At 33.1% G+C, this 13,904-nt stretch carries 12 protein-coding genes; 8 read left to right on the forward strand and 4 right to left on the reverse strand.

What is annotated here, in order from left to right:
• Position 1: 1 nt before the first annotated feature.
• Positions 2-2,512, reverse strand: a complete 2,511-nt coding sequence (locus HB672_RS00535; RefSeq protein WP_167605961.1) for a cytochrome c biogenesis protein CcdA — start codon at positions 2,510-2,512, stop codon at positions 2-4.
• 82 nt (positions 2,513-2,594) lie between these two features.
• A complete protein-coding gene (locus HB672_RS00540; protein ID WP_167605964.1) occupies positions 2,595-5,411 on the reverse strand; it encodes an insulinase family protein in 2,817 nt (938 codons plus the stop codon).
• Between the two features lie 187 nt (positions 5,412-5,598).
• On the opposite strand from HB672_RS00540, the gene HB672_RS00545 reads away from it, so the two are divergent.
• Genes HB672_RS00545 through HB672_RS00575 form a run of 7 tightly spaced genes read left to right on the forward strand, consistent with a single transcriptional unit; the run spans position 5,599 to position 10,973 of the window.
• Positions 5,599-5,934 (forward strand): arsenosugar biosynthesis-associated peroxidase-like protein, encoded by a 336-nt coding sequence (locus HB672_RS00545; RefSeq protein WP_167605967.1) that lies wholly within the window; start codon positions 5,599-5,601, stop codon positions 5,932-5,934.
• A gap of 11 nt (positions 5,935-5,945) precedes the next feature.
• Positions 5,946-7,010, forward strand: a complete 1,065-nt coding sequence (gene arsS / locus HB672_RS00550) for an arsenosugar biosynthesis radical SAM (seleno)protein ArsS (protein ID WP_167605970.1) — start codon at positions 5,946-5,948, stop codon at positions 7,008-7,010.
• A gap of 3 nt (positions 7,011-7,013) precedes the next feature.
• On the forward strand, positions 7,014-7,616 hold the full coding sequence (locus tag HB672_RS00555) for a TIGR04282 family arsenosugar biosynthesis glycosyltransferase (protein ID WP_167605973.1): 603 nt from the start codon (positions 7,014-7,016) through the stop codon (positions 7,614-7,616).
• A complete protein-coding gene (locus tag HB672_RS00560) occupies positions 7,613-8,425 on the forward strand; it encodes a purine-nucleoside phosphorylase (protein WP_167605975.1) in 813 nt (270 codons plus the stop codon). The genes HB672_RS00555 and HB672_RS00560 overlap by 4 nt, the downstream gene beginning before the upstream one ends.
• 2 nt (positions 8,426-8,427) lie before the next feature.
• Positions 8,428-9,399 carry an arsenosugar biosynthesis arsenite methyltransferase ArsM gene (arsM, locus tag HB672_RS00565; protein WP_167605978.1) on the forward strand — a complete coding sequence of 324 codons (972 nt, stop codon included), beginning with the start codon at positions 8,428-8,430 and terminating at the stop codon, positions 9,397-9,399.
• Positions 9,400-9,427: 28 nt separating this feature from the next.
• Positions 9,428-10,195: a DUF547 domain-containing protein gene (locus HB672_RS00570; protein WP_167605981.1), complete on the forward strand. Its 768-nt coding sequence runs from the start codon at positions 9,428-9,430 to the stop codon at positions 10,193-10,195.
• Positions 10,188-10,973 carry a TIGR04283 family arsenosugar biosynthesis glycosyltransferase gene (locus HB672_RS00575; RefSeq protein WP_167605983.1) on the forward strand — a complete coding sequence of 262 codons (786 nt, stop codon included), beginning with the start codon at positions 10,188-10,190 and terminating at the stop codon, positions 10,971-10,973. The genes HB672_RS00570 and HB672_RS00575 overlap by 8 nt, the downstream gene beginning before the upstream one ends.
• On the opposite strand, the gene HB672_RS00580 is transcribed toward HB672_RS00575, so the two are convergent.
• Together HB672_RS00580 and HB672_RS00585 are read right to left on the reverse strand one after the other, a co-directional pair.
• On the reverse strand, positions 10,974-11,453 hold the full coding sequence (locus HB672_RS00580) for a hypothetical protein (protein WP_167605986.1): 480 nt from the start codon (positions 11,451-11,453) through the stop codon (positions 10,974-10,976).
• Complete coding sequence (locus HB672_RS00585; protein WP_244306555.1) at positions 11,450-12,415, reverse strand: glycoside hydrolase; 966 nt, start codon at positions 12,413-12,415, stop codon at positions 11,450-11,452. The genes HB672_RS00580 and HB672_RS00585 overlap by 4 nt, the downstream gene beginning before the upstream one ends.
• A gap of 145 nt (positions 12,416-12,560) precedes the next feature.
• On the opposite strand from HB672_RS00585, the gene HB672_RS00590 reads away from it, so the two are divergent.
• Entirely contained in the window at positions 12,561-13,904 is a 1,344-nt protein-coding gene (locus tag HB672_RS00590; protein WP_167605992.1) for an FAD/NAD(P)-binding oxidoreductase, read from the forward strand.

Below are 13,904 nucleotides of genomic sequence, written 5' to 3' on the forward strand. Positions count from 1 at the left end.
ATTAGGGTGTTATATTAAAATCTGTTTTATTAGTTTTATTAAACACATTTAGCCCGCATTCTAGGAACTTAACATACTCTTCCTCATCTGGAGTGTAGCCAACAGGTTGATTTAATATTTTAGTACCATCAGGACTTAACAATACATAATAAGGCTGTGAATTGGTTTGAAAGAACTGTGTTTGATAATGCGCCCACTTGTGTCCATAATTTTTTAAAGTTCTTGTGCCACCATTAATTCTAGGAACTTCAATCCGTTCACTTTCTGGCAGTTCTTTTTTATCATCTACATATAACGATATTAACACATAATCGTTTCTTAAATACTTGTCTATTGAAGGTAATGGCCAAACATGCTCTTCCATTTTCCTGCAATTGACACAAGCATAACCTGTAAAATCTAAAATAATTGGTTTGTTAACTTTCTTGGCATGAGCAATACCAGTTTTTAAATCTTTAAAGCAATCTAAGTTGTTTGGACACTCATTAGGTTTTAAGAAGCTGTAACCAACTGGCGGTGTTAGTCCGCTTAAAAGTGTAAGTGATGTAAACGTATCTGTTTCTTTATTAACCCTGAATCCTGATGCTAAATACACTACAAAAGCCACTACTAAAATCCCTGAAGAAATTCTAAAAAACGATAATTTTTTTACTGGAGAATCATGCGGGAACTTGATTTTACCAAAAACATATAAAGCTAATCCAGCAAAAATGATTATCCATAAACCAAGGAATGCTTCAAATTTTAATATTCCCCAATGTTGCACTAAATCGGCATTCGATAAAAACTTAAAAGCTAAGGCTAACTCTAAAAACCCTAAAACTACTTTGGTTGTATTTAACCAACCTCCAGATTTTGGTAATGCATTTAACATATTTGGGAACATGGCAAACAATGCAAATGGCAAACCTAAAGACACTCCAAATCCAGCCATTCCAGCTGTAAGTTGCCACGCACCACCATCAGCGGTTAAGGAGCCAGCTAACAGCGAGCCTAAAATTGGTCCCGTACATGAAAATGACACTATAGCAAGGGTAAGTGCCATAAAAAAAATTCCAAAAACACCTCCAATATTTTCGCCTTGTGTGGTTTTATTTGTCCAACGTGCAGGCAAGGTTAACTCGTAATATCCGAAAAATGAAAATGCAAAAAAGACAAAAATGATAAAGAAAATGACATTCAATACTACGTTTGTTGAAATTTCATTCAGGATATCTGGATTAACTGAATCTAATAAATGAAATGGTACACTTAACACCACATAAACTGCAAAAATGAAAAAGCCATAAAGCAATGCTTTTGAGACGCCCTTACTTTTGGCATTATCTCCTTTTTTTGTGAAGAAACTCACGGTTAAAGGTATCATAGGGAACACACATGGTGTTAACAAAGCTATTAATCCTCCTAAAAATCCCAGTCCAAAAATACTCCAAAGCGATTTTCCTTGTTCTTCTACATTAGACGTTATTGTTGCGCCTTCTATATCACAATTTATTTCTGATTTTGAAATATCGCCAGCAGACATACCATAGAGCAACTGGTTGGTGTCTTCGGTATTAACAATTATTGGATTGGCAACTAAGTTTGAATCGTCATTAATAGCTATTAAACCCGTGTCCTTTGAATACTTAAACTTAAACGGATTGTCTGGTTTAAAAATACATTGCTCATCATCACAAGTCATATATTCTACATAGCCATTAATCTCAAATTGATTGCCAACTACTCTAATTCGTTGTGTAAAAGTGGCTTGGTTATAAAACTTAGACACTTCCATATCAAACACCTTATCGTGTTTTGTTTCTTTGTTATCATCACTTTCAACAACTGAGTTAATTAGGTGATAGTCGTTACTTTCTTCAAAATTAAATATGGTAGGCAAAGGGCCTCCTTCTTCAACAAATTGTGAATATACAGCCCATGTGTCTTCGATATTAGCCTTAAAAATGATATCGTATTCTTCCTCACTAACTTTTTTTGTTTCAAATTCCCACGATACAGGGTCTAGTATTTGAGAACTGCCTAAATTAAACTCAGGAATGCCATCTTGCTCAAATAAATTATCTGAAATACTAAATTCAAAAGGAACATCGGTTGGAGGCAAGCAACGCTTATCGTCACAGGTCATGAAATTGAGCGTTCCTGTAATGGTAGCCTTTGGATTTGACAACTTTACAACTTGTGTAAATTCGGCTTTATTGTAAAATTTAGACAAGGTCATGTTAAACACAGAGTCGTGTTTGGTTACCTTATTTTTATCATTTTCCTTAACCTTTCCAATTAATGCAAATGCATCGCTCTCGTCAAACTCAAAGCTTGTAGGTATTGGTCCATCTTCAGGAATATCTTGTGAATAGATAGCCCAATTTGCATCCACTAAAGCAATGAATTTTAACTGATACTCATCTTCAGATAGTTTTTCTGTTTGAAACTCCCACTTTACAGGCTCCAAAATTTGAGCAGGGAGCAAAGTGATAAACAGAAAAGCAATAACTACAATGATATGTTTCATTATGATGGTTTTAAACAAATTCAAAAATAGGGTTTTAGAATAAATGTATCTAAAACCCTATTTATTTTAACTTAACATTATACTACTGTTCTGGTTTAAATACAATTTCAAACGATTTATGGTCATCTAACAATCTTTTTGCCATATCTTGAATATCTTTCTTTGTCATTGATTTAACAATATTTTCAAAATTTTCAGGTGCATCCATGTTATAGCCTTCCAATATCAAATTCTTTATTGATGCCATTTCGTAAGCATTAAGACTCTTACTATCTTCTCTTTCTTTTAAAATATTGGTCGTTATTTTATCCAAATCATTTTGTAAAACTGTGCCATTTTTAATTGCTTCTATTTCTTTATGGACAATAGTGATTAGTTTTTCAACCAAATCTGGGTTACAATCAAACGATATAGACAAGTATGCTAATGACCTAGGTTCTTTTACCATAAATCCATTACTACTTGCTCCATAAGTGCCGCCTTCGTCCTCTCTTAAAGCTTCTGTGTAACGTAGTTGAAGAATTTTACCTAATGCAGACATTAAAATCTCGTCTTTTAAAGTATGAGGCATTTCTTTTTTATAAGCTATACGAACAGAACTTTTTGGGTCTTCCATTGGTAAATAAATATCTTTATCTACATTTTTAGCAGACCATTCCACGGCATTGTTTTTCCAATTTTCTTTAAGATTTGTAGTTGGAATACTAGCAATATAGTTAGCTAATAATGGTTTTAAATCGTCTTTTACAACATCACCAACAATAAAGAAAGTAAAATCGGCAGCATTATTAAATCGACTCTTGTAAACCGCTTTTGATTTTTCAAAACTCATATCTTCAACAAATGCTTTATTAAAAATACGTTTTGTTGGGTGATTATTACCATAAAGTGTTGTAGTAACACTATCAGACATTTTAGAATTTAAGTCTTTACTTTTTCTTGTCAAGAAATTATCAACGTTCTGCATTAATACACCATAACTGGTTTCGTCAAAACGTGGTTTTGTAAAACGTAAGTTTACCATTTGCAGCATTGTTTCTACATCTTTTGTTGAAGATGACCCAATGATAGCTTCAGTAGTTTCTCCGATGCTAAAAAATGTGTTTGCTGTTTTTCCAGCTAGAACTTTAGGTAAATCGGTCATTGAAAATTCACCAAGCCCAGATAACTGTACCACATTACCAACTATTTCGGCTGAAGGCAATTCATCAACTTTTAATAACGATTTTCCTCCATCACTTATAGCTTCTAGTTTTACATCGTTTTTATTTTTATCAGCAAACTTGTAATGTACACTAATACCATTACTTAAGGAAAAAGTTGTAAATCCTAGCGTTTCATTTGCCTTTTCACTTACAATCTTTCCAGGAACTAAATTAACTCCTGTCATTAATGATTTTACTTCCTCCTCCTCTTCATAGGGCTTTAGAGTCTCATCGTTTTCAACCTCATTTAAGATTTGAATTGCCTGCTCTTCTGTTAAATTGTTTTTTCCTTCTACACCAGTTACAACGATACTTCTGTTTTTTTGAGTATACATACCTTGCATTCTCTTTAACAAATGGTCTTGAGTTATTACGTTAAACAACACCTTTACAATCTCATATTCCTTTTCGATATCTGTTAAATGTGCATTCTCAAGATAATTTTTTTGGATAGAGCGTATTATTTGTCCATGTGGACGATCATTACGTTTTGCTATCTGATTTTCGTAACCATTAGATAATTGTGCTTTAATTCTAGTGATTTCAGCATTAGTAAATCCAAACTTAACAGCTCTATTAATTTCAGCCATAGCTAATTTAAATGCTTCTTGTTGCATGTCAGGTTTAGGAATTACTCGCACATTAAACGCATTATGTAATCTAGTCATGTCTCCAAATCCAGCTCCAACTGCCATAAAAGGCGCATCTGGTTTTTGAGATATTTCTTGAAAACGTGTGCTTAAAATACTAGAAATCATATTATCAATAAGACCTTGAGCTAAATCAACAATTGATTCGTCTTTTAAGGATTTATCATATCGAATACCAAATGAAATATTTGCTGTAGACACTTCCTTATCCATAGCGATATCGTACATAAGCTTTTCGTTATCTTCAATTTTAACTACGAAGCGTTCTGGTGCATTTTCAATCGCTGGAATAGATGAGAATTTTTCTATTATTTTTTTCTCCATCTCGTTAACATCAATATCTCCAACTATAGCAATGGCTTGTAAATCTGTTCGATACCAATCGTGATAAAAATCACGAAGAGCTTTATACTCAAAGTTTTCAATAACATCCATATCACCAATTGGAATACGCTTTGCATATTTTGAACCACCAAACATCGTTTCGATAGATTGCTGTAAAATTCGCATTTGACCACTTTGGCGTGTTCGCCATTCTTCTTTAATCACACCTCTTTCTGCGTCAATTTCTTCATCTGTTAGTGACAAGTAATTACACCAATCACGAAGAATTAGCAATCCTGTTTCTATTAATTCAGGTGTTGTTGGTACGTTATTAATATTATACACTGTCTCATCAAAGGATGTATACGCGTTTATATCTTTTCCAAATACTATACCTTCCTTTTCAAGGGTATTTAAAATGCCTTTTCCTTCAAAGTTCTCGGTACCGTTAAATGCCATGTGTTCTAAAAAGTGAGCCAATCCTTGTTGGTCGTCATTTTCTAAAACAGATCCAACATTTTGAATTATATAATAGCTTGCCACATCTTTTGTAACATCTGTACTGTGCAAATAATAAGTCATACCGTTTGGCAAGACTCCCTTTTTAATACTTTGATCTGCAGGTAGTGGTTGGTTTAAATTTTGTGCAGACACAGTAAAACCTAACACTACAAGACATAGATTTAATAATGAATTTTTAATTTTTTGGGTGCTTCTCATTTTCATATTATTCAAATAATTATATAAGTCGCAATTTAATTACTTTTCTTTAAGGTTTCAATGTTAAATTGATTTTAAATTAAAAACAATAGGCGTTTTTGTGCTTTTAATTAAGAATCTTTTAATAGCATAAGTGTAATCTTTTGTATATTTTTCGGACTAATGAAAACGACTTAAATTTATATAAATGTCTAAAACATATTACGACCCAGCAGATCTTAGAAAATTTGGGAATATTACTGAATGGAGTGAAGAACTTGGGACCAAATTTTTTGATTATTACAACTCCGTTTTTCAAGAAGGCGCACTCACTGCTAGAGAAAAATCTTTAATCGCTTTAGCTGTATCTCATACCGAAAAATGCCCTTATTGTATTGATGCTTATTCTAAAGATGGATTGCAACGAGGAATCACCAAAGAAGAAATGATGGAAGCTGTTCATGTTGGCGCAGCAATTAAAAGTGGAGCTGCTCTAGTGCATGGGGTGCAAATGATGAATAAAGTTAATAAACTTGATGGATAGTAACTCTAAATATGACCAAACTTAAAACACAATCATTACATAAGCGTGAAAGCGAATTAGCCAATAGCAATAGGCAACTAGAAATCCTTTCAAATGGGATTTTTAAAACTGGTGAATTACCAAAATTTAAAGATAAAATTGCTGAAATTGGTCATTTTCCGTTAAGACCTAAAAAGCTTGAAATTCTTCAAATTAATGTTGGCTATATGTGTAATCAGGTTTGTGAACATTGCCATGTTGATGCTGGTCCAGATAGAAAAGAAATAATGACTAAAGACACTATGAAGCAATGCTTGGAGGTCATTAAAAATACTGGAGCTCATACTCTAGATTTAACTGGCGGTGCTCCAGAAATGAATCCGAATTTTAGGTGGTTTGTTGAGGAAGCCTCAAAAGCTGGCATCAAAGATTTTATTGTTCGTTCTAACTTAACCATTATTAGAGCTAATAAAAAGTATTATGATTTACCCGAATTTTTCAAAAAACATAATGTACATGTTATAAGCTCAATGCCGCATTGGACTAGAGGAAAAACAGACAAACAACGTGGTGAAGGTGTTTTTGATCAATCCATTAAAGCACTACAAGATTTAAATGCCATTGGTTACGGTATGCCAAATAGTGACTTAAAACTGGATTTGGTTTATAATCCATCAGGTGCTTTTTTACCAAGTGACCAAGCGTCTATGGAAAAGGATTTTAAGAAAGCCTTATTAGAAGATTTTAATATTCAATTTCATAATTTGTTTGCAATTACTAACCTACCTATTTCGAGGTTTTTAGATTATTTAATTGCTTCTGAAAATTATGAAGACTACATGTATGCTTTAGTTGAAGCTTACAATCCAGCAGCTGTTGCCAACGTAATGTGTACAAACACGATTTCAGTAAGTTGGGATGGTTGGTTGTACGATTGCGATTTTAATCAAATGTTAGATTTAAAAGTGGCTAGTAAAGTAAAACACATAAGTGATTATAACGAAAACTTACTCAACGACAGAGACATTGTAATCTCTCAACATTGTTATGGTTGTACTGCTGGAGCAGGAAGCAGTTGTCAAGGTTCTGTAGCTTAAAATATGTCAAAAACACTACTCATCATCTTTGTTAAGAATATTAAACTTGGAAAGGTCAAGACACGATTGGCCAAAACAGTTGGTAATGAAAATGCTTTTAAAGTTTACAAAGCCTTAGTTAAGGTTACTGAAAAAGCAACCTCAAAAATAAATGTAGATAAACGCATCTATTTTTCTGATAATATCGTTGACGAAAAATGGCCAAACGATTATAAAACTATTCAAAAAGGAACCGATTTAGGTGAACGAATGAGCAATGCTTTTCAAGATGGATTTGATGATGGTTATGAAAAAATTGCCCTTATAGGGTCTGATTTGCCAAATATTTCAACCAAAATCATTCAAGACGGATTTAATGAATTACAAAACAATGATGTTGTGTTTGGCCCAGCGGAAGATGGAGGTTATTATCTAATTGGAATGTCCAAATTTCACAACTGTATTTTTGAAAATAAAGCGTGGAGTACTTCAGTTTTATTAGAAGAAACTTTAGCAGAGTTAAAACAGAAAAAAATTGAGGTATCACTCATTGAAACCTTAAATGATATTGATACTTTTGAAGATTTACAGGAGTATCCAAAATTTTTAAAACTCATTTCTATATGACTAAGCAAATAGAAAAAACAACTGAATATTTAATAGAAAAAGGATTTGATAAGCCAGAAATAGGCATTGTTCTTGGAACAGGTTTAGGGCAACTTCTTGATGAGATTGGCATTATTAAAGAAGTAAGTTATAATCACATTCCATATTTTCCAACTGCCACAGTCGAGTTTCATAAAGGAAAACTTATTTATGGAATGTTAGAAGGTAAAAAAGTGATTGTTATGCAAGGTCGCTTTCATGTATACGAAGGCTATTCACTTCAAGATGTAACTTATCCAGTTCGTATTATGGAGAAATTAGGAATCCACACCTTATTAGTCTCTAATGCTTCTGGAGCAATTAATTTAAATTTTAAAAAAGGAGAATTAATGCTAATTGACGACCACATTAATTTACAAGGGAGTTCACCTTTGGCCTTTAAAGACGTTTCGCAACTTGGAGAGCGATTTGCTGATATGAGTGCCCCTTATGATTTAGAAATCAATTCTAAAATTGAAAAAATTGCTAAAGAGAATAATATTAAACTTCACAAAGGAGTTTATGCGAGTGTTGTTGGGCCTCAACTTGAAACAAGAGCAGAATATAGAATGCTAAAAATAATTGGTGCTGATGCTGTAGGCATGAGTACAGTTCCTGAAATAATTGTAGCCAATCATTTAAAATTAAAAGCTGCAGCTGTGTCAGTTTTAACAGATGAATGCGACCCAGATAATCTAAAACCAGTAAATATTGAAGAAATCATTGCCATGGCATATAAAGCGGAACCAGAAATGATTACTTTATTTAAAGAACTAATTAAGACCTTATAATTATGAGCAATTACCTAGAAACTACCCACGACGTATATAAAGAAGCCGCATTAACTCCAGATGTTGGTTTATGCTGTACAACAAACCCTATTTGGGAATTACCTGGTTTAAAAATCCCTAGAATCATGCAAGAAATGAATTATGGTTGTGGCTCTACAGTTCATGTTCGCGATTTAACCAACAATCCCAAGATGCTCTATGTTGGTGTTGGTGGAGGTATGGAGTTATTACAGTTCTCATATTTTAATCGCCAAAAAGGAGGTGTGATTGGCATTGATGTCGTTGACGAAATGTTAGAAGCTTCACGAAAGAACTTTGTAGAAGCTGAAGCCTTAAATCCTTGGTTTAAGAGTGACTTTGTAGAACTAAAAAAAGGAGATGCGATGCATCTTCCAGTTGAAGACAACAGCATCGATGTGGCTGCGCAGAATTGCTTGTTTAATATTTTTAAAGAAGATGATTTAAAAAAAGCCATTGCTGAAATGTATCGCGTGCTTAAACCACATGGCCGTTTAGTTATGAGTGACCCAACCTGTGAGCAACCAATGAATGATGATTTAAGAAATGACGATAGATTACGTGCTTTATGTTTAAGTGGAAGTTTACCAATTGCTGAGTATGTAAAAATGCTAACTGATGCAGGTTTTGGAACAATTGAAATTCGCGCCAGAAAACCATATAGAATTTTAGACCCTAAACATTATGCGACTGATGAATTAATTTATATCGAATCAATAGAAGTAGCTGCCATTAAAGACTCTATGCCAGAAGATGGTCCATGTGTGTTTACTGGAAAAGCAGCTATTTATTTTGGTGAAGAAGATTTTATTGATGATAATGCTGGACACATCTTATTAAAAAATCAACCACTTGCTATTTGCGACAAAACAGCAGGAGCGTTAGCTTCTCTAAAAAGAGACGACATATACATTAGTGAATCCACTTATCATTATGATGGTGGTGGTTGCTGTTAGTTAGTGTTGATTAAATCTAAATTTAAAAATGAGATTATTATATCTTCTTTCTATAGTTCTATTATCTTGCTTTAATAATAAAGCCATTGCTCAAAGCTCCACCCAACAGAATATGCAATTTCATCAGGAACTATCAAAACGAACCGGTCCGATTCATTTATTATGGGATGAGTTATTACAAAAACACGTTTCGGATGATGGAAATGTCAATTATAAATCGTTTCAGACTGAACATAAAAAATTATTAGGATACATAAAAGTCTTAGGTTTATTCCATTCCAATGATATCTTTCAAACTATTTCAAGAGAAGAAAAACTGGCGTTCTGGATTAACGCTTATAATGCACTAACAGTCGATTTAATTATTAGAAACTATCCTGTAAAAAGCATTAAAGACATTAAAAACCCTTGGAAACAACGTTTATGGAAACCTGCTAATTTCGAGTATAATTTAGATGAAATTGAACACGAAATTTTACGTAACATGGATGAACCTCGAATTCATTTTGCTATTGTGTGCGCGTCTTATTCTTGTCCGAAGTTACAAAACAAAGCCTTTACTTCGGAAAAGTTGGATTTGCAATTAACTAAAGCAACCAAAGAATTTTTAGCAGACACGAACCGAAATGAAATTTCAAAAAATAACATCAAGATTTCAAAAATATTCGATTGGTTTTCAAAAGACTTTACCAAAAATGGAAGCTTGATTGATTTCTTAAATCAATATTCAGAAGTCAACATTTCACCAAACGCTAAAAAGCGATACAAAGATTACAATTGGGACTTGAATGACTAAAATTTCAATCATTATTCCTATTCTTAATGAAGCAGAAACTATTGAAAAACTGCTTAATCGCCTAATTGAAAATTCTTCAAAGCAAAACATAGCAGAAATTATTGTTGTTGATGGCGGAAGTACTGATGCTTCGAAAGACATAGTTTTATCTTTTGTCACTTCGAGTAATTCTGTACAAAGTGAAGAATTTTATCGAGAAGTAAACCAAAAAGGCCTCGATACTTTTCCGCAAAGCGAAAATACTCGACCTGACATTCTTTTAAGAAGCTCAGAAAAAGGCAGAGCCAAACAAATGAATACAGGTTCAAACTTCGCAACAGGAAACATAATATACTTTTTGCATGCCGACTCCTTTCCTCCAAAACACTTTGACGAGTATATTATTAATGAAGTTGAAAAAGGGAATCCTGCTGGTTGTTTTAGATTGCAATTCGATCAAAACCATTGGTGGTTACGCTTAGCAAGTTGGCTTACGCAATTTCATTGGAGAGCCTGTAGAGGTGGCGACCAAAGTCAGTTTATAACTAAAGAACTTTTTGATGATATTGGTGGTTTTGATGAAAGCTATATCATTTATGAAGACAACATTTTAATTAATGAGCTTTATAAGCGCAAACAGTTTAAGGTCATTAATAAAAAGCTAATTACCTCAGCAAGACGCTACGAAAAATACGGTATTTGGAAGCTTCAATATCATTTTTGGGCTATTTATGTAAAAAAATGGTTTGGCGCTTCTGCTGAAGAATTATATAGCTATTATAAGAAGCATATTGCTTAATTAAGCTTCTCCATTAGGCATAATTTTTCCTCCTTTTTTTTCGGACAAGTTGAGGCTAAATTTGAATACAGAAATATAACCATCTCGAATACCTAATATCTCATATACTTCCCACCAAGTACTATTATCATTAACTCTTTTTGAAATAACATAAATTATTTTTTCTCCTTGTTCATTTAAAACAGGAATATAATTACATTGATACTTTTCTATATGAATTAAATCATCCATCGTTCTTTCAGATTCCTTTTGCTTTGTGTTAAATTGTTCCACTTCTTCGAGTAACAAAGAATCTACACTTCTTATTTCATTCTCATTTATATTAGTTGGAGTTTTGTATCTAAACCAAGATTCGTAATTACTGTTATTTTCTTTCATTTTGTGAATGACATCATCCATTTGCACAACTCTGCGATTAACTTTATTACTTTCACATCCAATAGAAAAAATTAAAAAAGCCATTAAAAAATATCTTCTCATAAATTTTTATGTTTCAAATAAGTCTCTTTTACAATCGCTTCAACAGGCTTGTTTTGTGGTGTAAATTGGGTGTTATCTTCTCCTCCGCTTCTTTCATAGTTATGAAACCATTTCCAAACAAACCCACCAGCAAACCAGTCTTCTTGCCAAAAGGTATCTAATAATGCCTTGGTCGTATTTACCTGAGCATCCATGTTAACACTATTCATACTTCTGTCAGATTTCCAAGGTTCTTTTCCAGAATAATCCACACTTCTATATCCAAATTCAGTGAATAAAATAGGTTTATCAAATTTATCAGAAAGCTCGTTTATAACAGCTTTATGTATCTTCCAACCTTCTAAACATTCTTCAACTGTTGGTGTTTGTGAATCACTAACAGGAAAATAAGCATCAACACCAATATAATCTAAATCGCCCCAAAAAGGCGTACGTTTAAATTCATCCCAATTAGCTGCGTACGTCAGTTTCCCTTTATAAATAGTTTTAATCTTTTTTATTAATTCGAACCAATACGCTGGTCTGTGCTCAATAAATTTTTCTAATTCTGTTCCAATACAAAGTATTTCGGCATTTGTTTCTTCTGCTAATTCAGCAAAATCTAGAATAAACTTTGAATATGAAGCTTCAAACTGTCGCCACTTGTCTTCCGATGACATAGTTACATGACCAGTAAAATTACCTCTACCAATCCAAATATGAGGCTTCATCATGACTTTAATATCTTGTTTGTGCAGTGCTTCAATATATTGTTTTGCTCCCAATTTTGATTCCCCAAACCATTGTCTATTTGTATTGTAAATAATCTCAGGATTCTCAACGTCTCTAAAAAAACCAAAAGGCATAATAGCTGCATAATTGGCATTAACATTTAATACTGGCCGAATGTGTTTTTCAGAAATTGAATCTCTTGATGCAACAAAACTCACTCCATTTATTTTTGGAGCCTTGTAAGTAGTCATACTACATGAGCATAGAAACAATATCAAACAAAGCCGAAAAAGAATCTTCATAAGTGTTAATTAATTTCTAAATTTAAACAATCTGAAATTATCTAGTTAAGGATTTAACAAAACGTTCGACAAACCTTTCAACTAAACCACAACTATGGAGCATATTGTAATTATTGGAAACGGAATTTCTGGCGTGACTGCAGCTAGACATATTCGAAAAGGTTCTGATAAAAAAATTACTATTGTTTCTGCTGAATCTGACTATTTCTTTTCGCGTACTGCACTTATGTATGTGTACATGGGACACATGAAGTTTGAACATACGCAGCCTTACGAAAACTGGTTTTGGAAAAAAAATCGCATCGATTTAAAAAAAGGTTATGTTGAACGTATTGATACAGAAAACAACACTTTACATTTTGCCGAAGGCGACTTTTTACAATATGACAAACTCATTATTGCCACAGGAAGCCAACCAAACAAATTTGGATGGCCAGGACAATATTTAAAAGGCGTTCAAAGCTTATACTCTAAACAAGATTTAGAAAACCTTGAAGTCTATGCACCAAACAACAAAGTGTGTAAACGAGCAGTGATTGTTGGTGGTGGACTCATTGGTATTGAGTTAGCCGAAATGCTGCATTCTCGTCATATTCCTGTGACCTTTTTAGTACGAGAAACTAGTTTTTGGAATGGTGTTTTACCTTCTGAAGAAAGTGCCATGATTAACAAAGAAATCCTTAGTAATGGTATTGATTTGAGATTGTCTTCCAATTTAAAAGAAATCAAATCTGATGAAAATGGACAAGTAAAATCTGTAATTATTAAAGAAACTGGCGAAGAAATACCTTGTAATATAGTTGGTCTAACAGCTGGTGTGTCACCAAATATTAATTTCATTAAAAATTCAGAAATAGAAACTGGAAGAGGTATTAAAGTAAATCGTTATTTAGAAACGAGCATTCCAAACATTTATGCTATTGGTGATTGTGCTGAGCAGCGTGAAGCTATTGGGAATCGCAGACCAATTGAAGCGGTTTGGTACACTGGACGCATGATGGGAGAAACTGTTGCGCAAACCATTTGTGGCAACAGAATTGAATATAAACCAGGACATTGGTTTAACTCTGCAAAGTTTTTTGATATTGAATACCAAACCTATGGCTGGGTTTGGCCACAGCCAAAAGACAATGAAGCGCGCTTTTATTGGGAGCACGAAAGTGGCAAAAAATGTTTTCATATTAGTTATGATAAAAATACGCGTGAGTTTATAGGTATTAACAACTTCGGCATACGAATGCGTCATGAGTTTTTTGATAAAATTCTTACTAAAAAACAAACCGTTGAATATGTATTAGAACATTTAGCTGATGCCAATTTTGATCCTGAGTTTTATAAACTTCATGAAAAAGAAATAGTTACAAAATTCAATACCCAAAATAACACCAATATTCAACTAAAAAAGAAAAGCTGGAAACGAATCTTTCAAACCAATTAA

It is taken from the genome of Gaetbulibacter sp. S0825, from assembly GCF_011777505.1.
Classification (GTDB): domain Bacteria; phylum Bacteroidota; class Bacteroidia; order Flavobacteriales; family Flavobacteriaceae; genus Pontimicrobium.